Annotated in this window: 20 protein-coding genes; 17 read left to right on the top strand and 3 right to left on the bottom strand. The window is 63.0% G+C overall.

The genetic code is table 11. The features are described 5' to 3' along the window. The first annotated feature begins 24 nt into the window (after nt 1-24). The 8 genes from BLV04_RS19340 (at nt 25) to BLV04_RS19305 (ending at nt 7,642) form a co-directional block, all read left to right on the top strand. Nucleotides 25-978 (top strand): AAA family ATPase, encoded by a 954-nt coding sequence (locus BLV04_RS19340; RefSeq protein ID WP_093036234.1) that lies wholly within the window; start codon nt 25-27, stop codon nt 976-978. Beyond that, on the top strand, nt 975-1,337 hold the full coding sequence (locus BLV04_RS19335; protein WP_093036231.1) for a hypothetical protein: 363 nt from the start codon (nt 975-977) through the stop codon (nt 1,335-1,337). Before BLV04_RS19340 ends, BLV04_RS19335 begins: the two co-directional genes overlap by 4 nt. Before the next feature lie 84 nt (nt 1,338-1,421). Further along, nucleotides 1,422-2,519, top strand: a complete 1,098-nt coding sequence (locus BLV04_RS19330) for a DUF3150 domain-containing protein (protein ID WP_093036228.1) — start codon at nt 1,422-1,424, stop codon at nt 2,517-2,519. Nucleotides 2,520-2,633: 114 nt separating this feature from the next. Then, nucleotides 2,634-4,412, top strand: coding sequence for a VWA domain-containing protein (locus BLV04_RS19325; RefSeq protein WP_093036226.1), 1,779 nt, complete (start codon nt 2,634-2,636; stop codon nt 4,410-4,412). A gap of 270 nt (nt 4,413-4,682) precedes the next feature. Further along, the gene (locus BLV04_RS19320; protein ID WP_093036223.1) at nt 4,683-5,468 is read left to right on the top strand and encodes an N-6 DNA methylase; all 786 of its coding nucleotides are present in this window, start codon (nt 4,683-4,685) and stop codon (nt 5,466-5,468) included. A gap of 84 nt (nt 5,469-5,552) precedes the next feature. Then, the gene (locus BLV04_RS19315) at nt 5,553-6,056 is read left to right on the top strand and encodes a JAB domain-containing protein (RefSeq protein ID WP_093036220.1); all 504 of its coding nucleotides are present in this window, start codon (nt 5,553-5,555) and stop codon (nt 6,054-6,056) included. Between the two features lie 100 nt (nt 6,057-6,156). Next, nucleotides 6,157-7,215, top strand: coding sequence for a DUF7146 domain-containing protein (locus tag BLV04_RS19310; protein ID WP_093036217.1), 1,059 nt, complete (start codon nt 6,157-6,159; stop codon nt 7,213-7,215). 166 nt (nt 7,216-7,381) lie between these two features. Then, entirely contained in the window at nt 7,382-7,642 is a 261-nt protein-coding gene (locus BLV04_RS19305; protein WP_093036214.1) for a hypothetical protein, read from the top strand. 41 nt (nt 7,643-7,683) lie between these two features. Here BLV04_RS19305 and BLV04_RS19300 read toward each other — a convergent pair whose 3' ends face one another. Both BLV04_RS19300 and BLV04_RS19295 read right to left on the bottom strand, forming a co-directional pair. After that, entirely contained in the window at nt 7,684-7,926 is a 243-nt protein-coding gene (locus BLV04_RS19300; protein WP_093036211.1) for a DUF6868 family protein, read from the bottom strand. 338 nt (nt 7,927-8,264) lie between these two features. After that, complete coding sequence (locus tag BLV04_RS19295) at nt 8,265-9,182, bottom strand: competence protein CoiA family protein (protein ID WP_093036208.1); 918 nt, start codon at nt 9,180-9,182, stop codon at nt 8,265-8,267. A 67-nt stretch (nt 9,183-9,249) separates the two neighbouring features. Between BLV04_RS19295 and BLV04_RS19290 the strand changes: the two genes are divergently transcribed. Further along, nucleotides 9,250-10,308 (top strand): hypothetical protein, encoded by a 1,059-nt coding sequence (locus BLV04_RS19290; RefSeq protein ID WP_139191969.1) that lies wholly within the window; start codon nt 9,250-9,252, stop codon nt 10,306-10,308. A gap of 15 nt (nt 10,309-10,323) precedes the next feature. Here BLV04_RS19290 and BLV04_RS19285 read toward each other — a convergent pair whose 3' ends face one another. Continuing rightward, nucleotides 10,324-10,596: a hypothetical protein gene (locus tag BLV04_RS19285; protein WP_245731955.1), complete on the bottom strand. Its 273-nt coding sequence runs from the start codon at nt 10,594-10,596 to the stop codon at nt 10,324-10,326. Nucleotides 10,597-10,731: 135 nt separating this feature from the next. Between BLV04_RS19285 and BLV04_RS19280 the strand changes: the two genes are divergently transcribed. The 8 genes from BLV04_RS19280 to BLV04_RS19245 all read left to right on the top strand — a co-directional run bounded on the left by BLV04_RS19280 (nt 10,732) and on the right by BLV04_RS19245 (nt 23,871). Beyond that, nucleotides 10,732-10,977, top strand: coding sequence for a WGR domain-containing protein (locus BLV04_RS19280; RefSeq protein WP_175534708.1), 246 nt, complete (start codon nt 10,732-10,734; stop codon nt 10,975-10,977). 34 nt (nt 10,978-11,011) lie between these two features. Further along, complete coding sequence (locus BLV04_RS19275; protein WP_245731954.1) at nt 11,012-11,332, top strand: 3'-5' exonuclease; 321 nt, start codon at nt 11,012-11,014, stop codon at nt 11,330-11,332. A 122-nt stretch (nt 11,333-11,454) separates the two neighbouring features. Beyond that, nucleotides 11,455-14,316 carry a DEAD/DEAH box helicase gene (locus BLV04_RS19270; protein ID WP_093036196.1) on the top strand — a complete coding sequence of 954 codons (2,862 nt, stop codon included), beginning with the start codon at nt 11,455-11,457 and terminating at the stop codon, nt 14,314-14,316. A gap of 2 nt (nt 14,317-14,318) precedes the next feature. Next, nucleotides 14,319-19,592 (top strand): Eco57I restriction-modification methylase domain-containing protein, encoded by a 5,274-nt coding sequence (locus tag BLV04_RS19265; protein ID WP_093036193.1) that lies wholly within the window; start codon nt 14,319-14,321, stop codon nt 19,590-19,592. Beyond that, the gene (locus BLV04_RS19260) at nt 19,589-20,071 is read left to right on the top strand and encodes a type II toxin-antitoxin system VapC family toxin (RefSeq protein ID WP_093036191.1); all 483 of its coding nucleotides are present in this window, start codon (nt 19,589-19,591) and stop codon (nt 20,069-20,071) included. The genes BLV04_RS19265 and BLV04_RS19260 overlap by 4 nt, the downstream gene beginning before the upstream one ends. A gap of 253 nt (nt 20,072-20,324) precedes the next feature. Beyond that, nucleotides 20,325-20,990 (top strand): Fic family protein, encoded by a 666-nt coding sequence (locus BLV04_RS19255; RefSeq protein WP_217633744.1) that lies wholly within the window; start codon nt 20,325-20,327, stop codon nt 20,988-20,990. Nucleotides 20,991-21,696: 706 nt separating this feature from the next. Then, nucleotides 21,697-22,359 carry a DUF4145 domain-containing protein gene (locus BLV04_RS19250; RefSeq protein WP_217633743.1) on the top strand — a complete coding sequence of 221 codons (663 nt, stop codon included), beginning with the start codon at nt 21,697-21,699 and terminating at the stop codon, nt 22,357-22,359. Nucleotides 22,360-22,506: 147 nt separating this feature from the next. Beyond that, nucleotides 22,507-23,871 (top strand): SIR2 family protein, encoded by a 1,365-nt coding sequence (locus BLV04_RS19245; RefSeq protein WP_093036185.1) that lies wholly within the window; start codon nt 22,507-22,509, stop codon nt 23,869-23,871. Nucleotides 23,872-23,896: the final 25 nt, after the last annotated feature.

Below are 23,896 nucleotides of genomic sequence, written 5' to 3'. Positions count from 1 at the left end.
CACCCACCCGATGGAGACCACACCATGACCGCCAGCCAACGTTTCGATGTCGCGACCACCTTCAACGTCAAGGCCCGTCCGGGTCTTGAAGTGATCGGTTTCGCCGACGACACCCATCCGCACATCCCGGTGCGCAAGCCCTACGTCTTCAGACCCGAGCTGCTGCGCGACGTGCTGGCCTTCCTGCACGAGGCCGGCGGCGACGGCCTGTTCCTGACCGGCCCGACCGGATCGGGCAAGACCAGCCTGATCCTGCAGATTGCCGCCCGGCTCGCCTGGCCGGTGCAGTCGGTGACCTGCCACGGACGCATGGAGCTGGCGGCCCTGGTCGGCCAGTTCGTATTGGTCGACGGCAGCACCCGCTTCGTCCACGGACCCCTGTCCACGGCGGCGCGCGACGGGCACCTCCTGGTGCTCAACGAGAGCGACCTGATGGACCCGGCCGAGTTGGCGGGTCTGAACGACATCCTCGAGGGCCATCCCCTGGTGATTGCCGAGAACGGCGGGGAGGTGATCCGGCCGCACCCGAAGTTTCGGGTCGTCGCGACCGGCAACACCGCCGGTGCCGGCGACCGCTCGGGGCTCTACCAAGGGGTGCTGCGACAGAACCTCGCCTTCATGGACCGCTTCCGGGTGGTGCAGGTCGGCTATCCGGAGCCCGAGACGGAGCAGGATCTGATCGCCGCGGCGGTCCCGAAGCTGCCCGCGGAGATCATCGCGAAGATGATCCTCGTGGCCGAGGAAGTGCGGCGCCTGTTCCTGGGCGCCGGAACGGAATCCGGAGAGCTGACCGTGACCATGAGCACCCGGACCCTGGTGCGCTGGGCCACGCTGAGTCTGGCGTTCAAAGGCGCACCGAACGTCTTCGAGTATGCCCTGGAGCAGTCCTTGACCGCCCGCGCGGAGCCGGAGCAGCGCGAGGCGATCCACCGCATCGCCGCCGATGTCTTCGGCGACTACTGGGGTGCGAAACCGTGAGCCCTCTGTATCGGCTCTATCGCTACGAGCACGGGGACGGGACCGCCAAGGAATGGGCCTACGCCGATCTCGGCAACGGGACAGCGCAGATCCGTTGGGGACCGGCCGGTCGTCTGCGCCAAACCCAATCCAAGCCGTTGCCGATCGCCCTCGAGCGGGCACGCGAGAAGCGGCTGAAGGGCTACGTCGCCATCGGCCGGGCGGACATCGATGCGACCGGGGCCGTGGCGCTGCTGTCGCGGGACGGTCCGGATCAGCGGGTGACTCCCGCCGGATCCGCCACACCCACGCCCGCCCCCAAGCCAGCCCGCGACATCGCCGCCCTGTTGGGCGCCGATGACGACGGGTTTTACTTCTAACCCATCTCGACACACGGCCGACCGCGGCGCACGTCTTCGCCGCCCGGCGATCGCGTGCGTCCCGGTTCGCCGGGGAGCCCAATTATGCACACGATCACCCACGTCACCGACCGGATCACTCTGGTCATGTTGAACGTCGCCATCTGGTCCGGACGCAAGAAACTGCGTGCCGAAGACCTGAAGCTCGGGACCGAGGTCCCGCCCGAGGAGCTGGTCTCCTTGGGATCGAAACGGGTCTGCGACCCCGAGCCGCTCAAGATCTTTCACCGCATCAAGAAGGGTGCGGAGCGCACCTGCCTGCAGGTCGGAACCCGCTTTCTCGGCGGGTTTGCCGTGCCGCATGCGCACGCCGAGTCGATCGCCGAGAGCTTGGCGGTGCTGAAGATGGAATTCGACACGGAAACACGGTCCTTTCTGGCCGGTTACGACCGGGCGTTGGAGGAGTGGATCTCCAATCTGCCCGCCTGGGAGGAACCGATCCGCCGGGCGATCGAGCCGGCGGAGGTCGTCGGCACACGCCTGCGCTTCGGCTACCAGATCGTGCGGATCGCCCCGGCCGAACAACCGGGGACGCTCGAGGAGGAGGTCCAGGGGCTCGGCGACGGCATCTTCGCCGAAGTCGAGCAGATGGCCCGCGAACTCGAAGGCAGCTTCGAGGGCAAGGAAAAGCTGCATCGCCGTGCGCTCGGAACCTTCCGACGCATTCGCGAGAAACTCGCCTGCCTGTCCTTCGTGGACCGGCGCATCCATCCGGTGGTGGACACCCTCGATGACTGGATCGCCCGCCTGCCGGACGGCCCGATCGACGGCCCGATCTTCAACGAAGGCATGGGGCTCGCACTGCTCCTCTCGGACGCCGAGCGCATGGCACGCCACGGGGCGGGCCAGTGGGCGGTGCAACAGGGCGGCGTACCGAACGAAAGCGACATGGCATCGGACGCTACGCCGAACGAGGTCACGCCGTTGCCGCTCGTTCATGCGGGCACGGAGCTATCCGCTCCGCGCGCCGTGCAGTCTGCGATGGACTTCGAGGCCGAGATGGACGCCTTATTCGGCGATATGCCGATTGAGGCCGAGACAGGCTCCGAAGCGCGGCTCAACCAGCCGGACAACCCGCCGGAGCCCGCGTTCGCCAGGCCCGTCGAGGAGACGATCGCGGACGTCGAGGGCTTCTTCTTCTGATCCGAGCCTGAACCCGAGCCGGCGCATCCGCGCCGGCTTCGCATCATCCCACCCGACCGGGGTACACCGACCCCGCCGGGGTGGTGTGCCCCTTTTTTCACTCAGGAGCACACCATGACACCCAAGACCTTGACCGACGCACTGCCGATCGTCGCCGCCGCCTACGGACGCAAATTCGGTATCCCCGTTCGGGTCGGCGGCACGCAGGCCCGTACCGACGGCGGCGTGATCGTCATTCCCGCGATCGGGACCGACCCGACGGCCCGGACGCTGGCGTGGGGCTATCTGGCCCACGAAGCGGCCCATGTCCGCTACACCGACTTCGCCCTGCCGAGGGCGCACGCGCCGCTGGAGCGGTTTATCCAAGGGGTCATCGAAGACATCCGGATCGAGGGCGAGCTGATCGCCGCCTATCCGGGGACCCGCAGGACGCTCGATGCGGTCGTGTCCGCCTTGGTGGCCGACGGGTCGCTGTCGGCAGTGGACGAGACCGAGAGCCCGTCCGACATCCTCGGCAACGGGGTCCTCGCCCTGGCGCGGCACCGTTACCGCAAGCAGGAGGCGCTGGCGAGTCACGCCAAGGAGGCCGACCGCGCCATGCGGGCGGTCTTCCAACCGCGCTTCGTCCACCGGCTGCAGGGACTGATGTCCGAGATCCCGAGGCTGGCGGGCACGGCGGCGTCGATCGACCTCGCGCGGCGGATCGTCGGGTTGATCGAGGAGGAATCGCAGGAGCCGCCGCCTCCGGCGCCGCAACAGTCCGACGCGGATCGCGGTGCGGGTTCCGACCCGGCATCCAATCCGGACACAGGGAATGGAGCGTGGCAAAACGATGACGATGCGCGGGAAACGTCCACGAACAGTCGGTCCGGAGACGACACCGAACAGGGTGATGCCGGAGACGGAGGATCCGAGAACGACGCATCCGCAGACGATGGAGTTGACGATCGGGACGAGGAAGGCGAGCAGGGCCAAGACGGTCGACCTGCAGACGCCGGGACCAACGACCCCGGCAGGACCACGGCAAGCAACGACGCCCGCCGTGCACTGCAGCAGGCGCTCTCCGCCACCGACGACGAGCTTCCGGAGGATCTCTTCGCGTCGGTCGCCCAAGCCCTGAACGGGCAACACCGCGATTCGGCGACGCTGCTTCCCGCAGCGGAGGCGTATGTCGGGGACCTGCAATCGGGACGGATGGCCCTGGACCGCGTCAAGGGACACTCGGCGAAACTCGCGGCCCGTCTGCAGGGCTTGATCGAGACCCGCACCCTGGAACGCGCCCGAGCGGGTCGACACGGACGATCCTTGAGTCCACGTCACCTGCACCGCGCCGGTGTCGGCGACCCGCGGGTGTTTCGGATCCGGGAGCAGGCGATCGCGCCGAATACGGCGCTGCACCTGTTGGTGGATCTGTCCTCGTCCATGAGTGCAGGCCGAGATGCGATCGCGTTGGATGCGGCCGCGGCGTTGGCGCTGGAGCCCGTCAAAGGCGTCTCGCGCGCGGTGACGGCGTTCCCGAGCCTGCAGGGTCAGTCCGACAAAGTGACCCGGATCCTCGCGCACGGCGAGCGGGTGGCGTCCCGCGTCGGGGCGTTCGTCCAACGCGGTCGCGGCGGCACGCCCATGACCGGGGCGCTGTGGTTCGCCGCGGCGGACCTGCTGGCCCGTCGCGAGACGCGCAAGGTGATCATCACCCTCACCGACGGACAACCCGACGACGTGTGCACCGCCGCCGACCTGATCGAACGGGCCGGCGCGGCCGGCATCGAGATGATCGGCGTGGGCATCGCCGTGGACGTCGGGCGTCTGTTCCCGGTTGCCGTGCGCATCGATGCCGTCGCGGATCTGAAGACCGTGTTGTTCGGGATTGCCGAGCAGCTCCTCCTGACCTGACCCCTGAACTGACCCCATCCATCGGACCCGCGGGCCGGCCGTCCTTCTCGGACGGTCGGTCCGGGTCCGGGAGGTGTGCTCGCCGTGGGCGCGCTCCCGCGTTCATCGCAAGCACGGTTCCCCGGATTCTCGCTGTCGAGGATCTCCGAGAAGCGGTCGCTGGCCGCCCGGTCCGCCGGAAACACAGCCGAACCCACTGATCCAATCCACCCCGCGGGGAGAGGCACTCTCCCCCGGGGACGGTGCGTCTCCCCTTCACCGGAGAGACGCATGACCACACCCCACCCCGCCCGCGCACTGACGGGCATGATCGAAACCCTTGCGCGTCGCGGCGACCATCGCCCCGACGAATGGCTGCGCTTCCTGACCATGGATGTCCTCGCCGGCTTCGGCGAGCGACTCGAAACCCCCTGGGACGAGCGGCGCCACACGGCGCTGTTCGAGCTCTCCGGCCTCTACGGACGGCTCGTCGCCGAGAACCCCTGGCGCGACATCCTGGGTACCGTCTACATGGAGCTGAGCGCGCACGGCCAAAGCAAATGGATGGGGCAGTACTTCACGCCCCAATCGGTCGCGGATTTCATGGCCGAGATCAACACCGGCGACTTGGATCCGTCCGCGCATCCGAAGGACCGCTTCATCACGATCCTGGAGCCGACCAGCGGTGCGGGAATCCTGCTGCTGTCGGTCTGCAACAGCGTCGCGACGACACACGGTGTCGAGGCGCTGCGGCGTCTGTCGCTCACGGCGATCGATCTGGATCCGCTGTGCGCGCGCATGACCGCCTGCCAGCTGCTCGCCAATGCGGCCCTGCACGGTCCGCTCGGGGAGATCCTGGTCTACCGCGGCAATGCGCTCGGCAACCCGGCCGATCTGGAGGTGGTGACGCATCGCCTCGCCTCACCCCGACACGTCGTCGGTACACCCGAGCCGATCCCCGAGATCCTCCCGGCCCTCGCACCACAACGCCTCGCGGCCGTCACGGCGGCCACCGAGAGCCGTCAGTTGAGCCTCTTCGACGACGCGGCGCTGCCGCCGCTGCAACGCACGGCCTAGCGCGCCGACAGCCATCCACCCCGCGGGGACATCCTTCCCGCACGGGGGGACATGTCTCCCCGCTCGACCCCGGAGACACGACCCATGAAGAAACCCCAGCTGTCACTGCCCCTGGAACCCGACCACATGCGCCGGGCCGACTTGCCGGAAAGCGATCGGGAGCTGGTGGCCAACGCCATCCGCTGCCTGGAGCAGAAGTACCTGGTCAAGCAGGACTGCCTGACCAACCCGGAGGCCACGCGCAACTTCCTCAAGCTGCGGCTCTACGGCCTGCACTACGAGGTGTTCGCCTGCCTGTATCTGGACAACCGCCATCGCGTCATCCGCTACGAGGAGCTGTTCCGCGGCACCATCGACGGGGCCAGCGTGCATCCCAGAGAGGTCCTGCGCAAGGTGGTGGAGACCGGTGCGGCGGCGGTCATCTTCGCCCACAACCACCCCTCGGGCGTTCCCGAGCCCTCCCAAGCCGATCTGCGCCTCACCCAGCGCCTGCGCGAAGGTCTGTCGCTGTTCGACGTGCGGGTGATCGATCACATGATCGTCGGCGACGGCGAGGCCGTCTCCATGGCCGAGCGCGGCGTGCTCTGACAGTCGATCGACCATCGCAAAGAACCCGATCCACTCAACCCCGCGGGGCCCATCTCCCCGTCGGGGAGGTGTGCCCCGCCCGACCTCGGAGACACACCGCATGAACCATTCGAGACGACAGATGACCATCGACGCACAGACCGTCCGCGAACAGGCCCGCGGACGCTGGAGCGGCATCCTCGCTCGGCTCGCGCCGACCCTGGAGCCGGCACTGGCCCGGCCGGGTCGCCACGTACCCTGCCCGGTCCATGGCGGATCGGACGGGTTCCGGGTCTTCCGCGATGCGGCGGAGACCGGCGGCGGGATCTGCAACAGCTGCGGCCCCCGTCGCGACGGCTTCGCGCTGCTGATGTGGGCCAACGACTGGGGCTTTCGCGAAACCCTGGAGGCAGTCGCCGGGGATCTGGGCATCGACGCGGGACACCCGCGGACCATCGATGCACGGCCGAGACCCGTCGTCGTCTCTCCGCCGGCCAACGATGTCGGAAAGGACGCCGGCTCGGCCGAGGCCGCGCTTCGGCGCGTCTGGTCCGAGACCCTGGACCCGGACGACCGGCAGGCCCTCCCGCTGCGGCGCTATCTGTCCCGGCGCGGAATCGATGCCGAACCCGACCCGCGCGTGCTCCGGTTTCATCCGGGGCTCGCCTACTACGAGGGCAGGACGAGAGTCGGCACCTTCCCGGCGCTTGTGGCCAAGGTGTCGGATGCCGAGGGTCGGTCGGTGTCGCTGCACCGGATCTACCTCGATCGCGCGGGACACAAGGCCCCGGTCGCGCACCCGAAGAAGATGATGCCACCGATCGGCACGGTCTGCGGGGGAGCCGTGCGGCTCTACCCGGCCGGTCCGACACTGGGGATCACCGAAGGGATCGAGACCGCACTGGTGATCCGCCAGCGCACCGCGATGCCGGTCTGGGCCGGGATCTCCGCGACCCTGCTGCAGCGGTTCGTGCCGCCGCCCGGGGTCGGGCTGATCGTGATCTGGGCCGACCTGGATCGCTCGGGAACCGGGGAGCAGGCCGCCCTCGCGCTGCGCGAGCGGCTTGTCTCCCGAGGCGTCCGCGTGGCGCTGCACCTGCCCAAAGGGCCGATCCCGGAGGGCAGCAAAAGCCTCGACTGGTGCGACCTGTGGCGCCTCGACCTGCGCGCCGTGGCCTGACCAAGCGGTGAGCTCATCGACCCGCACCCCGACGGGTGCGCGATCGGCGAGGTCATCCGTCAACCCAAGCAAACCCGCCGGGGCGCAAGCTCCGGCGGGTTTTTTGTTGCGGCATCGAGCAGCGCGCGATACTGAGCCCCTTTCGGCTGTTCACCGACGATGCCCGATGAGCGAAACGACAATATTTGATTGGTTCGACGCCGGCAGTCGCGTCCTCGAAGGCGCTCGGACGTCCGACCTGTTCCCGCCGCTCGACGACGCCCAGGCCCAGCGTGCGTGGCTCGCCGGGTTCGCGGGCGCTTGGGCGGAACGCAGCGGCGACGAGGCCGCCGAGGATGCCCTGGTCGCGGCGCTGGAGGGGCGCCCTGCCCTGCTGAGACAGCTTTGGGATCGGGGTCCGGGCAAGATCGCGCGCAGCTGGTCCTGATCTCGAGGGATCCAGCGGCATCGCCGGTCATGGCCGGGGTGTCAGTCCGACAGGTGGAGCGCGAGAAGCGGCACCAGGTTCAGCAGCAGGATGGCCAGCTTGTAGGCGGCCATGCCCGCATAATGAATCGCGTCGAAGGTCTCGACCGAGAGCCTGAACCATCGACTGTGCAGGCGATACATCCAGTCGTGAGCAAAGGCGAAGCCCACGAACCACAGAAGCAGAAATCCGTAGTTGATGCCGACACACCAGAGCAGGAAATCCGTGATGCCTGTCGTCGTCATACATCACCCCCTTAGCCGCTGATCGAAGAGCGTGCGCCGAGCGGGCGGATCCACCGCAAGGGCATGCGCACTCGGAATATGGCGAGGCTCGCGGTGATTGCGGACGCATCCTCGCCGTGCTCGGTTCTCTCGCCTACAGCAACTCTATCCGGAAGCCTTGGTGTCGATATTCATGTTGCCCTCGTCGATGAACAGGGCACGAGGTCCAAGCGAAACGCGCCCCTTTCGATACCACCGCCAAGGTGGTTCGGATCACCAGCCTGCCGGGCCTAGCATACGTGAGCGATGCCAGGTCGGGCGGCAAACGCTTGCCGCCCCGTGGAACCGAGACGGAAGATCTAGCCCTCCCGGACAGCTCCCAATCCCTCGAGTTGGCTCACGAGCGCCACCTTCACGGCGACGGGAAGGACCCAATTCCGATAGGGCGCTCCTTTGTAGCGGCCACCGAAGGACTTGGCAACCGCCTTCAGGATCGGGTTCACTCGCTCGTTGAACGGCCACCAGAGGCATAGCCCCCACGCCTGAGACACGAGATGGACCGGCGTCCCATAGAGCCGAAAACGAGTGCGCTCAGGCACTCCGGACATGATGACCGGTTTCTCGAAGGCCCTGGCAACCGCCTCGCATCGCGCCTGATCGACGAGCTCGGCCAAGTCGGGATGACAAAGCCAAGTGCGGTTCTCCGGGCACTCCAGGACTTCCCTACGCAGCCCGTCCCAAGTCCAGGTCTCGTGCAGGCTTGGTTCGAGCACGATCTCGAAGCAGCGCACGCCCAGAGCGGCCAAGGCGCTTCGCTTGATCTCTCCGACAGGATGGGTAACCGCGATCTCGATGAACACCGGAGTACCGTCGCGTGTTCCCACCACATCGATCCGATAATCACCGACCGGCACCTCGTCCCGCATCGACTCAAATGCCCAGAGCTCCGGGGGTCGTACCAAAGTCACTTCACCCGTGCGGCCGTCGTCCAAGTGGTGCGACGCCTTGGCTTCAAGTGCCGGTACAAGAACCGCCGACTGACTCAACAGCACCTGCTTCGCCGCTCTATGCAGTGCACCTTCGGCGCCGCCACCGCAGTCCGCGCCACCGGCGTGAGCGAAATGCCAGGCACGCACCTCGCCTTGACGCGCAATCAGGACCTCGCCGCATTCCGGACAGCAGCACTCGCACGCCTTGCCGCGGCTGACTTCCTCGACGGACACTATGCGACCGTCTTGGTCGACACCGAACGATTGAAACAGACCGATGGTTCCCATTGATGACTCCCCGATTGAGGTTGATGTGACTGATCAAGCGAATGCAAAGGTGGCAGAGGATGCCGGCGTGGAACAGGAACCGAACCGGTTCGAAACCGGTTGGGATAGTCAGGAAGTCTCAAGGACTGCGAGGTCTGTCGAGCGAATCGCGGCCGGTTGGGGTGACCGTTCTCAGGCCATCAAGGTGCTGCGCGTCTTGTGCCACCTGACGGAGGAGGAACCCGACCGACTCAAACCGGACGGGGATCCTGATCAATGGGGGTTTCTTGCGACGGAGGTCCTCGGCGGCATGGTGCGATTCAACACGCCCGGGGCGGATCAATGGTCAAAGGATCACGAGAAAGCCAAGAATCGCATGAAGGCCCATTGGCCGACGATCGAGAAGACTTGGCAGCGGCAGGCAGCGACCATCGCAGACGGTCTGGAAGCCGAGGGCCTTTCGCTGCAACCGAGGCTCCATCGAGCTGAAGGGGGCGGGACGGGTAAAAGCAACCGCTACGGTTTTCAGTTCGACAACCCGAACGGCATGACCGAAAGCGCGCGGCCGACCGAGATCGATCTGCTCCGGGTTGCTCAAGTGCACTATCGGCGAGCACACATCTCCGGCAACCGCTTCGTGCGCTGGTTGTGGAGTAGGAGCTTCGACCTTGCAGGCTGGGGCGGGCGGATTTATCTCGCTTTCGCCTTCGCCGCCCTGCTCGGTGTGGTGTCGATCACCTGGATTTACCTGATCGGGATGAGTGCCGCGGGCACTGCCTTGACCTTCCTGAAAGCCGGTCTGGGAATCCTGCTGATCCTGTCGGCGAGTTGGTTGGTTTTCGGATGGCTCGTGCGCTTGACCATTGATCGAGTCACGCTGGCCCCGGCATTTCTCGATCCCCTATCGAAAGAAACGAACTATCTGCTGGAGGTCCGAGAGAGCCCCGAGGCGCAAGGCAACGCGATTTCGCTCGTGCGATACGTCGCGAATTGCCCGCTCTGCGGTGCGCATGGTCGCGACAAGATCCACGTCGGATCCGGCCGTCTTGAGTTTTTCGGCCGTCTCGTCGGGCGCTGTGATCGGGCCCCGAATGCTCATGTCTTCTCGTTCGACCATGTCACTCAGCGAGGGCGATTCCTGCGTTGACCGCGCTGGCCTTGCTTAGCCGCCGAGGAGGATCCCGAGCCGCACGCGGACCCGTTCCTCAAACGCCGACCACTCGGCCTCGTCCAACCCCGCGGCAATTCCGAGACGGCGCAGATTCGCGCGCAAGTCCGATTCGCTTCCCATGTGTACGGTTTGACCGAGCCCGCCCTCCCCGCCGGAACGGCCGACGAGATGGCCATCCGGCGTGACGGTCAGCTCGACCAACGCCGGCGTCGTGTAGGTGTGTTCCAAGATGTACCCGAGGATGGCGCCCATCTGCGGGGTCATATTGGGGAAACGCTTCGGATCGAGTTTACGACACAGGTCCGGGTCCGGCATGTGTGCTGATATGCCCGTGGGTGATATGCTCAAGCCACGTTACGGGAAAATCTCGAAGGGGTCCAGGTGCCTGTGGACGCACCGATGGGGCAGCGCTGGATCAATCCAGAAAAGGCCCGCTATTACCGGGTCGTCCTTGAACAGGACCTGTTCGGTGTCTGGAACCTGATCGCCTGTTGGGGTGGTCTGCACTCGCGCCGCGGCGGGATGCGGGTCACCGCGCTGGCATCGCTCGATGCCGGGGTCGCGGCACTGGACGGGATCGCGAAGCGACGACGGCAGCGGGGGTATGTGCCGATGCTTCCTCCGCCCGACCCCTCGGCGTGGTGAACGCGTCTATTGCAAAACCCTTGGAGGCTGTGGCTTGGATCCGGTTGTCGTAATCGACTTCGAGACGACGGGGCTGTCGCCCGACGACGGGTATCGTGCGACCGAGATCGCAGCCGTCTTGATCCGCGACGGGTGCATCGTGGATCAGTACCAGAGCTTGATGAACGCCGGTCGGCGCATCCCCTCCTTTGTCGAGCATCTCACCGGAATCAGCAACGCCATGGTGCGCGAAGCACCGCCGGCCAGCCAGGTCATGGCCGAGATCGCGGACTTCGTCGGTGACGATCACCTGGTCGCGCACAACGCCTCGTTCGATCGTAAGTTCTGGTCGACATCCGTGACTGCACAGTTATAAATGTTATATTTTTCCGCACTCTAAACCGCGCCAGCTCCGACCATCGTCGATGCTGCCGGGGCCGATCCGATCCAAAAACATCACATACCGCGCCGGGCGCGGTTTAGGTCATAAGGACTTGCATGGATAGAAACATTGCCCCCGGCGCACGGGTCACCATCCGCGACGAGGACTGGATCGTTCGCCGGATCGATCGGTGCGACGACGGCGGACATGCGCTGACCTGCGACGGTCTGTCCGAGCTGGTGCGCGGCACCTCCGCGATCTTTCTCGACCGACTCGAAGACGACATCGCCGTGCACGACCCGGCGAGCACCCGATTGTTCCAGGATGAAAGCCCCTACTTCGGCCAGGCGCTGCTTTACCTCGAGAGCCAGCGCCTGCGCACGGTCGCCAACGACCAGCAGATGCATCGTGCCCACCAGGCGGCGATGCAGAGCGCCGACTATCAGCGGGTGCCGGCGGAGAAAGGTCTGAAACAGGTCCGCACCCGCATGCTCATTGCCGACGGCGTCGGGCTGGGCAAGACCCTGGAAGCCGGGATGCTGGCGACCGAGCTGGACATCCGCGGTCGCGGCCGGCGCATCCTGGTGGTGACCCAGAAGAGCATGCTGACCCAGTTCCAGAAGGAATGGTGGTCGCGATTCACCATCCCGCTGGTGCGGCTCGACTCGGTCGGTATCCAGCGCATCCGCAACAAGATCCCCTCGGGCCATAATCCCTTCAACTATTACGACAAGACCATCATCTCGATGGACACCCTGAAGGGGAACAACGAGTACCGCAACTATCTGGAGAAATCTCGTTGGGACATCATCGTCATCGACGAATGTCACAACGTGGCCGTCCGCAAGGGCGATGCCGGATCCTCGCAGCGGGCCCGTCTCGCCAAGAACCTGGCCACCAAGTCCGATACCCTGATTCTGCTGTCGGCCACGCCCCATGACGGCTCGGCCAACAGCTTCGCCTCGCTGATCTGGCTGCTCGATCCCACCGCCATCTCGGACCCGGACGACTACACGCGCGCAGACCTCGACCGCAAGGATCTCTTCGTGCGCCGTTTCAAGAAAGACATCAAGGCGCAGGCGCAGGGCCAGTTTCTCGAACCCATCACCCGGCGTCTCTCGGCCCGGGCGACTCCCGAGGAGGAGACGGCTTATCAGGCGGTGCTGGCGATTCCCTTCACCCAGAAAGGCGAGCACCAGGCCGGCAAACCATCCGAGCTGCAACGGGTCGGCCTCCAGAAGGCACTGTTTTCAAGCCCCGCCGCGGCCGACGCCTACGCCCGCCACCGCATCGACAAACTTTCGCGAAAGCCGATGCCCACACCGGCCGAGGACGCGGAAGTCGCGGCCCTCCAGACCCTGCGGCAGGCACTGACGCGCATCACGCCGGAGCGTTTCAGCAAGTACCAACGCCTGATCAAAGCCCTGGGTGACCCCGACGCCCGTTGGTCGGGGACGGACACCGCAGACCGCCTGGTGATCTTCTCCGAGCGGATCGAGACCCTGAAATGGCTGATGGCCAACCTGCCGGGTGATCTGCGCCTCAAGGTCGACGCCTTCAGCGTCCTGGACGGCAGTCTCTCGGACATCGATCAGCAGGAGATCGTCGAGCGCTTCGGGCAGGAACACGACAGCCTGCGCGTGCTCTTGTGCTCCGACGTGGCGTCCGAGGGACTGAACCTGCATTACCTCTGCCATCGCCTGGTGCATTTCGATCTGCCTTGGTCGCCGATGGTGTTCCAACAACGCAACGGGCGTGTCGATCGCTTCGGTCAGCAACATCGGCCCTGCATCGACTATCTGCTTACCGAATCGGCGATCGAGACCGTCAAGGGCGATCTGCGCGTCATCGAGGTGCTGGTGCGCAAGGACGAGCAGATCAGCAAGAACATCGGCGATCCCGCCTCGGTGCTGCGCAAACACAGCATCGAGGACGAGGAACAGACGGTCGCCGAGGCACTGGCCGACGGCATCACCGCGGAGGCCTTCGAGCGCGACTTTATCGACCAGGCGGCGTCGGATGATGAAGATTGGGAAACCGCGCTCTTCGGCTCTGTCGAAGAACCCCCGCCCGCCGCAATCCCGGCCGACCCGCATCGCCTCTTCCCGGACATCTACGCCTTCGCCAGACAGGCCATCGCCACCATCCCCGAAGCTGCAGGCTACCGGGTCGACGACGCCGCGAAGATGCTGCGCCTCACCCCGCCCGCCGACCTGCGGCGACGCCTGCGCCAGCAATTACCGGCCGAGGTTCTGCGCGAGACGGACGAATACGTCCTCTCCGCCCGAGTCGGCCTGGTCGAGGAATCCATTCAACGCGCCCGCGAGACCGACAAACAGGGCGCGAGTTGGCCCGAGATCCAGTATCTCTGGCCGCAACACCCCATCTCCCAATGGCTGATCGACCGGGTGATCGGGGCCGTGGGCCGCCGCCGCGCCCCGGTCATCCTCAGCCCGGATCTCGGCTTAGAGGAAACCGCCTATCTCATGCTGGGCCTGATCCCAAACCGCAAGGGTCAACCGCTGATCGCCGAATGGAAGGCGGTCGTGCGCCGTGGCGAGCAGGATTTCACGATCGAGGACTTCGATACCTTTTGCCGGCGAGCCGGGATCGGCGTGCGCGACCTGCCTAACCCCAAACGCCCGGTCGACCTCGCGGTACTGCAAGGCGCACTCGGCGACGCGGTCGCCACCATGCAGCTCTTCGTCGAGGGACAGGTGAGACACTTCACCACCACCCGAACCGCGGAGGTCACACACAAGCTCGCCGAGCTGTCGCAACTGCGCGGTGCCCAGGAGCGCCAATTGGAGCTGCGGATCGCCGGTCTGCCCGAACCCATCCGTGAGGGTCGCCGGGCCCGCCGACTCAAGGATATCGAGGATGTCTTCGCCGAATACAGCCAATGGGTCAAGGACAGCCTCGAGGTCGAGCCCATGCCCTTCGTGCAGGTTCTCGCAGCCGTCACGCGACAGGTGTAGCCATGGCCGCCATTGAAACCACGGACAAGTTCGATGTCTTCCCCGGCATCCTCAACGACAACGAATTCTACAGCCACCACTTCCTGGCCCACGTCTTTCAGTCGCGGATCAAGGCGTGGCTGGACGCGCGCACGCCGACCGATCCAGGCGCCGGGCAGACATCCGAGCCACCGGCCGATCCACCATCCAAACAGCTCTCGCGTCTCGCCGCCGACTTCTTTCGCCGCCACGCCGCCTATCCGCAGGACGAGGACTTCGCCGCCCAACTGGACTGGCACCGCGCGCTGCATCGGCCGCTGCTGCACACCCTGGGTTACGCCATCGAGCCTCGCGAGCACCCCCTTGAGAACGAGTGGACGGCCGGCCAGCCGATCCCGGTCTGGACGCTGCTCGGCCGCAAACCCGGTCTGCCCGACGTCGCAATCCTCCCCGCGTTCAACCCCCAGGAGCGAGTCGAGAGTCAGGACCGGTCCATCGACCCGCTCGATTCCAGACTCGACGCGCGCCATTTTCGCATCGAGGAGATGCCGGCCGCCTACCTGGGCAAGGATCGCAAAACCCCGCGCACCCTCGCCGAGCTGCTCACCGACTCGGTCTTCGCCGCCGATCATCCGCCCCGTTTCCTGTTGCTGGTCGGCGAGACCCAATGGATCCTGCTCGATCGCTTCAAGTGGCCCTCCAACCGCTTCCTGCGCTTCGACCTGACCGAGATCCTCGGCAAGAAACAACCGGCCACGCTCAACGCCACGTATGCCCTGCTGCATCGCGAGGCGCTCTTGCCGGACCAGGGCGAGGGTCTGCTCGACAGCCTGGATGCCGAGTCGCACAAGCACGATGCCGGGGTCAGCGAAAACCTCAAATACGCCCTGCGCGACGCCATCGAGCTGCTCGGCAACGAGGCAGCGCGCCAGCTCATCACCGAGCACGGCTACAGCTACAGCGGCACCCTCAAGCCGCTGGACGCCGGAGCGCTCAGCACCGAATGCGTGCGCCTGGTCTACCGCCTCATCTTCCTCTTCTATATCGAGGCGCGGCCGGAGCTCGGCTATGTGCCCATCAACTCAAGCGACGTCTACGCCCGCGGCTACAGCCTGGAGGCCCTGCGCGACCTGACCCTGACCGACTTGCGCTCCACCGAGGCGCAGAACGGGGGCTATTTCGACACGAGTCTGCGCAAGCTCTTCGCCCTGGTGGCAGAGGGCACCACCATCGATCGCACCCAGGCCGAGATACACCTCGGCGCGTCCGTCAACGCCTTCGAGTTGGCCCCGCTCGACAGCAAGCTGTTCGACCCCAAGAGCACCCCGCTGCTCAACCGGGTCCGCTTTCCCAACCACATCTGGCAGGCGGTGCTGCGGGGGCTCTCCTTCGCCAAGGACGAGAAGACCAAGCGCACGCGCCGCGTCAGCTATCAGGCGCTGTCCATCAACCAGCTCGGCGCGGTCTATGAATCCCTGCTCTCCTATCGCGGCTTCTTCGCCGCCGAAGACCTCTACGAGGTGATGCCCGCGCCCAAGGAGGGTACCCGCCAGGCGCGGGAGGACGACGCGGAGGGCGACCTCGAAGAGGACGAGGATACGCAGACACAGGACGCCTATGGCGGCAGCACCGACCTGCTGGCCAACGGCTGGTTCGTCACCCGCAACCAGATCGGCGACTACCGCAACAACGAGAAGGTCACCTTCACCAACGCCGAGGGCCGCAAGGAGCTACGCGTCTATCCCAAGGGCACCTTCATCTACCGCCTGGCGGGGCGCGACCGTCAGAAGAGCGCCAGCTACTACACCCCCCAATCCCTGACCCAGTGCCTGGTCAAATACGCGCTCAAGGAGCTGCTGCCGGGCATGGCCGCCGACGACATCCTCAAACTGCGGGTGCTGGAGCCCGCCATGGGCAGCGCCGCCTTCCTGAACGAGGCGGTCAATCAGCTCGCGGAAACCTATCTCGAGCGTAAGCAGCAGGAGCTCAAGCGCCGCATCCCGCACGATCAGTATCCGCAGGAGCTGCAAAAGGTGCGCATGCGCCTGGCCGATGCCAACGTCTTCGGCGTCGACCTCAACCCCATCGCCACCGAGCTGGCCGAGGTCAGCCTTTGGCTCAACGCCATCTATGGCGAGAGCGACGAGCAGGGCCGACCCAAGGCGGCACGGGTGCCCTGGTTCGGCTACCAGCTCTTCATCGGCAACAGCCTCGTCGGCGCCCGCCCGCAGGTATTTCCGGTCAGCCAAGTCACCGCCCCGAGGCGGATCAATCATTACCAGAGCGACTATCACTCAAAGACCAAATCGGAGCCCAATCCAAACTGTTACCTCTACGCCACGCCGCGCCATCTGACCTCGACCGAGCCGCGCCGTGACGACGAGATCTATCACTTCCTGCTGCCCGACGAGGGCATGTGCAGCTACACCAATAAGGCCGTCAAGACCTACTTCGGCGACGACCTGGACCGGATCAAGCTCTGGAAAAAGCCGTTGATCGCACGCTTCTCTCAGACGGAGATCCAGCGCCTGCTGCAGCTCAGCAAGAAGATCGATCAGCTCTGGCAGGAACACGCCCGCCAACTGGCGAAGGACCGCGCACGCACTGAAGATCCCTTGCCCGTCTGGCCCGACATCGATACCGGCAGCACCAGCAGCCGCGCCAGCAAGGAGGAGACCCGCCAGGCCGGGATGCTCAGCGAGGACGGCGACAAGGCCACCGCCTACCGGCGTCTGAAGCTGGTGATGGACTATTGGTGTGCCCTCTGGTTTTGGCCGCTCGACCAGGCAGCCCGATTGCCCAGTCGCACCCAATGGATCACCGAGATCGGCGCCATCCTCGACGGCAACCTGATGGAGATCGACGAGCAGCAGGAGCTGGATCTCTCGCCCGAGCCCGCCAAGGTCGAGCGTCAAGTCCTGGTGCCCGAGGTGCAGGGCTCGCTCTTCGACGATCAGCCGGGACAACTGCCGTTGTCCGCCCCGACACCTGAAAAGACCCTGCACGATCGCTACGGCGAGCTGCGCATCAAGCGTCTGCGCGACTACTTTCCGCGCGTCGCGCTGGTCGAGTCACTGGCCGTGCGCTTCAAATTCTTCCATTGGGAGCTGGCCTTCGCCGACGTCTTTCGCGAGTCCGGCGGCTTCGATCTGATTCTCGGGAATCCGCCCTGGATCAAGGTGGAGTGGGAAGAGAAAGGCGTGCTCGGCGAGGCCGATCCCCGGATTGCGATCCGCAAGATGAGCGCGTCGGATCTGGCGAAACGCCGCGCGGACCTCTTTGCCGAGCGCCCGGAGATGCGCACGGCTTGGCTGGCCGAGTATTGCGAGCAGGAGGGCTTTCAGGCGTTCTTAAATGCGATGCAGAACTATCCGCTTCTCATGGGGCAGAAGGTCAACCTCTATAAGTGTTTTTTACCACAGGCGTGGATGCTGGGCAATGAGCGGAGCGTATCAGGATTCCTGCATCCGGAGGGAATTTATGATGATCCAAACGGTGGGCACTTCCGAGAGGCAGTTTATCCACGATTGAGGGGGCATTTTCAGTTCCATAATGAGATGGGCCTTTTTGCAGAGGTACATCACGCGACGACTTACAGCATCAACCTCTACGGTCCGATCCAAGCAACCCCGCAATTCACGCATCTAGCCAATCTCTTTCTGCCTCAAACTGCCGATGCCTGTTTCACCCATGAAGGGAATGGGGCGGTACCCGGCATCAAAGAAGAGAACGAGGGCGGGCGGGTCAAATGGAATACCCAAGGCCATCATGATCGCCTAATACCAGTTGGCGCGCACGAGTTAAAATTGTTCGCTCAACTCTTTGACGACGCGGGTACGCCGTACTTGGAAGCGCGCCTGCCGGCCCTACACGCACGTCCTTTGATTGCTGTGCTGGAAAGGTTTGCCGCTCAACCGCGTCGCCTCGGCGATATCAAAGGAGATTATTTCACCACCCCGTCAACTTGCTGGAATGAAGTCACTTCTCAGAAAGATGGCACTATCCGCCGCGAGACACGTTTTCCTGATACTCCCAAAGATTGGATCCTTTCCGGGCCGCATTTTTTCGTCGGCACATCCTTCTATAAGACGCCTCGTGCTCACTGCACCCAGAATAGTCACTATGACATCCTCGACCTAACTAACCTGCCCGACGACTACTTGCCGCGAACCAACTATGTGCCGGCTTGCGGTGCTGCGGAATATGCCGATCGTACCTCACGGGTGCCCTGGATCACTGGCGTCGAGAAGCACGCGCGTCGGGTGACGGAACACTATCGTTTCATCAATCGAGAGATGATTGGCTCATCGGCTGAAAGAACGCTAATTCCATCCCTAGTACCCCCAGACGTTGCTTACATCCACACCTGCCTTGGAACAGCGTTTAAGACGAACCGGTCCTTACTCGATTACTACGCCATGTGTTTATCAATCACAGTCGACTTCCGCGTCAAAAGCACGGGAATGGGGCATGCCAATGCAAATTTGATCAATCAATTACCCGTTGTGTCTGTTGACCGCTTACGGCCGTTGCTAGATGCGCGCGCCCTGGCGTTGAGTAGCATCACGACCCACTACGCGGATCTCTGGCAATCCTGCTATCAACCCGCGTTTAACCAACAACGCTGGTCGGTCCACGCACCCACAGATCGGCAACCATCCCCTTGCGCGGCTGAAACCCGAACAACCGTCTCAAAGCCGGACAGACCGGCACGTCCGTCGCAGGACGATCCGCCGGCGGTGCCGCTCGACACCGACTTCTTCACGAATCTGACGCCACACTGGCAAAGCCACTGCGCCCTGCGCACCGACTACGCCCGCCGTCAGGCCCTGCTCGAGATCGACGTCCTGGTCGCCCAAGCCCTCGGCCTGACCCTGGATGAGCTGCTCACCATCTACCGCGTCCAATTCCCCGTGATGCGCCAATACGAGGCCGACACCTGGTACGACCAGACCGGCCGCATCGTCTTCACCCCCAGCAAGGGCCTGATCGGCGTCGGCCTGCCGCGCAAGGCACGCAAAAGCGATCTGAAGGCGGGCATCACCTACGGCATCCGGACCCCCGACCGCCCCGATCAGAACCCGCAGCAGGGCATCGCCCTCGGCTGGGAAGACGTGCGCGACCTGCCCGCCGGCAGCACCCTCACCAAGACCTTCCCCGACGACACCCTACCCGGCGGCCCGGTGCAACGCACCATCACCTACCAGCCACCCTTCATCCGCCCCGATCGCGAGCAGGACTACCGCATCGCCTGGGCCTTCTTTACACAGGATCCAGAAGAGCAGGCCACGCCATGAAGTCCCGTGTCTATATCGAAACCTCGGTGATCAGCTATCTCGCCGCGCGCCCCAGTCGGGATCTGATCGTCGCCGCACATCAACAAATCAGCCAGGAATGGTGGCTGGTACGCCACGAGTGGGAATTGTCGATCTCCGCCCTGGTCATATCGGAATCCAGGGCCGGAGATGCGAACGCAGCCCGCCGTCGCCTGGAACTGCTGGACGGACTCCCAACCCTGCACCTGACCAATGACGCGCTTGAGCTCGCCCAACGACTGCTCGCTGGAGCGGCCCTTCCGGAGAGGGCCAAGGAAGACGCCCTGCACATTGCCGTTGCCGCCGTGCATGGCGCCGACTACCTGCTGACTTGGAACTGTAAGCATATCGCCAATGCCAGCAAGCGCCCTCTGATCGAAGCCATCTGCGAAGCGGCAGGCTACCAACCGCCCATCATTTGCACCCCGGAAGAGCTGCTTGGAGATCGCTATGTGGACTGACCCCATCGTCGAAGAACTGCATCGCGTGCGTGAGGCGCATGCCGCTCGCTTCCATAACGACCTACAAGCCATCGCTGCGGACCTGCTGAGAACCGAGCGGGAGTGGCCTGGGCCGAAGGTCGAGCCACGACCACGGCCGCCGATCATCCGGCCGAGAACCTCACCTGAAAATACACAAAACGCTGACCCGCGCACCTTGCGCGATCGACAATAACCGGGCGACGCACGGAATAGGCTCCATGAGCATCGAGCGATGCGTCGGGCATCGGTGGCCACGCGTCCGCTGTTCCGGGACCGTGATGACGAGGAGGTGCGGGGCTACCGCGACGCACTGGCCCTGATTCACAGGCACGCGAAAGAACTCCCGGTCGGCAACGAGACCATCTGCCGGCTGCACGCCCTGACCCGCGGCCAGATCTGGGATGCGGGGGAGTACAAGGTGCCGCCGCCGATCCCCCTGGCCGCATTCAATCTCGATTTCCTCTGTATTCACCCATTCCGCGACGGCAAAGGGCGTGTCTCCCGCCTGCTGTGGCTGTTGCAGGGCTATCAGCTTGGTGACGAGGTCGGACGCTACATCAGCCTGGAGCGCCTGATCGAAGAGAATAAAGATCGGTATTACGAGACCTTGGAGCAAAGCTCCCGGGGCTGGCATGAAGGGGCACACGACCCCTGGCCCTACATCAACTTTGTCCTCTCGATCATGAAGGATGCCTACCGCGACCTAGTCGACCGTGTCGGGGCGCTCAAGGCACCCCGCGGCGAGAAGCGTCAAATGGTGGTCGACGGCATCGAGCAGCTCCTAGCCAGGTCCCGGACCACGCTTTCTAGATCAGCGAGCTGGAGCAGCTATTTCCGGGCGTCAGCCGTGACATGTTGCGTCACGCCCTTCGGGAGCAGCAGGAGCAAGGAGTCGTGAGCTGCTCCGGCCGCGGCGCCGGTGCCAAGTGGACGCAGGGACCAGGCGGAAAAGAGGGTAATCAATGACCCTATAATGAGAGTAAAGAAGGGGGTAATAGACCTGCCGCGCCCCGATATGACAGGAAGAAGACACCTCCCTGAAGGACTGCTGGTCCGTGAGCAGGCACCGCTGTGGTTGGAGACCGTCTGGGTGATCGGGCAATCTGGGCAAGCGCGAGGGGCGGCCCGTGCCGACTGAGGAGGGTTCGGCGCAGCGGGGTCGGGCGGCTGAGTGAGCGTGCCCATCGCCTTGTGACCCCGGTGTCTTGCTCGGTGTCTCACGTATCGCGCCTCGGTTTTGCCTTGCCTGCCGAGAACCCGTTGACGCTCCGCTCCGGATTTCGCAACCAGCTTCGCACCAAAGGAACAAATCCGCTCGAGACCGCCGCATAGACACGCTCGACGAACACATCAGACCACCCCATCCGGTGGATGCGAATCCATTGTGATCTACCGTTAGCTAACGGCTAGCCCGTTTCGGTAGCCAGGACGCAACATTAAGTGGCTTGCTCAGCTATTTGGCTACATAACGCCCCGGCGGTATACTCCTCGCACCAACCAAAGCCTTTGACGAAAAGACGTATTACTGAGAAACCTAGCCGCCGCACCCAAAGTATCGGGACCGACCCTCTGAAGAATACTCGTTAGGTGCAAGAATGACCTATATGGAACTCAACAAGAAAGCGAACCAGAAAGTCGAAGTTGAATGTAGAGAATGTAAACGCAAAACTAGGCATCTCATACTTGCATCCGCAGATATCAGCGGTAGCGAAAGATTGTCATGGGATTACGAGATGCACTGGACCTCGAGTAGTCAAATTGTGCAGTGTCAAGGATGCGAGACCGTTTCATTCCGGAGAGTCAGTTCAGATTCCGAAAATACACCTATTCAAGTTGGCCCGAATGAATATGTCGACGATGAGCTTATTGAGCTCTTTCCAGGCCCTATCCAAAGCAGGGACCCCCTATCAGACAGTCATATCCTTCCAAGCAAAGTACAGCGGATATACGAAGAAACCATAAGAGCCTTGAATGGCACTCAGCCAGTTCTTTGTGGTATTGGAATACGTGCTCTGATCGAGACCGTTGCGAAAGAAAAGCGAGCGTCAAGTAGAGATCTTTATGGAAAGATTAACGATCTCGTGAGTCATGGCGTACTCACCCAAGAAGGCGCAGATATTCTGCACAAACTGAGAACCTTAGGTAACGATGCCGCCCATGAGGTAAAGCCACATTCCGAACGGCAGTTGGGCTTGGCTATGGATGTTGTGGAAAACCTATTACAAGGGGTTTACATTCTTCCTCATCATGCAAAAAGCACGTTCTAAGGACATACCATGCACCTCAAGCCTAGTCCCTTTTAAGCTGTCGAACTGGTCGCTTTTTCTTTGGCGCCATCATGGCAGCAGTAAGGCCCGGCTTAGGTTTCACGTAAGGCGTAGAAATTCACTGACGTAATCTGGAGGCGCGTGTTCATGACAAAGGAGTTTGATGATTATCAGGAACGGATTCAAGATGACATTGCAACGTGCATGGATACGATGGGGGTCCAGCCTATCCTTTTCATCGGATCTGGGCTTTCACGCAGATATTTCCTCGCCCCATCATGGGAAGGCTTGCTGCAGAAATTGGTGGACGAATGCCCGTTAATCGAAAAGGACTATGCTTATTATAAACAGAAGTTCCACTCTCCGATAGAAATCGGCACTGCATTTGCCGACATTTACCGGGAGTGGGCGTGGGGCGAAGGTAAAGACTCCTTCCCTGATGAACTATTTAGCCCCAACCAGCCTGCTGAGATATACATCAAGTACAGAGTCGCAACTTTTTTCGAGGGCCTGTTATCCTCTGCTGATGCAAAGGACGCAGGGGAGGCTCATAGGGAAGAACTTGAATCGCTTCAGAAGGTAAGGCCGCACGCGATTATTACAACGAACTATGATCGGTTTCTTGAGCAGCTATTTCCCGAATACAGCCCTGTTGTCGGCCAGAAGATCCTAAAGGCGAACTATGCCCAGATTGGGGAGATCCTGAAGATTCATGGCTGCTCCTCTGATCCCGCTAGCCTTGTGTTTGCTCGCAATGACTACGACGAGTTTCAAGCAAAGAAGAAGTATCTCAGCGCCAAGCTGCTTGCTTTCTTCGCGGAGCATCCGCTTTTCTTTTTCGGCTACAGCGCTGAAGATCCGAATATTCGCGCAATACTTGCAGATATCGACGAAATACTATCACCCGAAGGTCAGCTTATACCCAACATTTACTTGGTTGAATGGAACCAGCAATCAGAGAAGATGACATCATTTCCATCTGAGAGGTTAATTGCAATCGACGCCGAGCATAGCGTAAGAGCAAAGAACATCATCTCTCATAGCTTCCAATGGATCTTCGATGCTCTCGGCTCTAATAATGCATTGCAATCCGTGAGCCCCAAAATCCTTCGCGCATTAATGGCGCGCACGTACGACCTAGTTCGCCACGACATCCCTAAGAGAACAGTGGAGGTAGATTACGATACTTTAGAGCGCGCTGTCTCGAGCGAACAAGAACTAGCGAGATTATTTGGAATCACTACGCTTGACGACCCCTCCTCCGTTAATGCGATTTACCCATTTTCTTTGACGTGTGTAGGCCAGAAGCTAGGCTACTCAAGTTGGCATCAGGCAAATCAGCTAATTGATCAAATAAAGAGCCAAAAGGGTGTGAATATTAAGGCTACCGACAATCGGTACCATATTGCCATCCTCGCAGGAAATACTATGCAAGCCCACAAGTATTCGCAAAACGCTGTTGACTTGCTTACAAAGGTCAGAGATGGCGAGGACTACGAACTCGAACATTGATACCGAGCATATATCCAGCGGAGGC

Origin of the sequence: Thiocapsa roseopersicina (assembly GCF_900106925.1) — a bacterium.
Taxonomy (GTDB): Bacteria; Pseudomonadota; Gammaproteobacteria; order Chromatiales; family Chromatiaceae; genus Thiocapsa; species Thiocapsa roseopersicina.
This window is presented reverse-complemented; position numbering and strand designations above follow the sequence as displayed.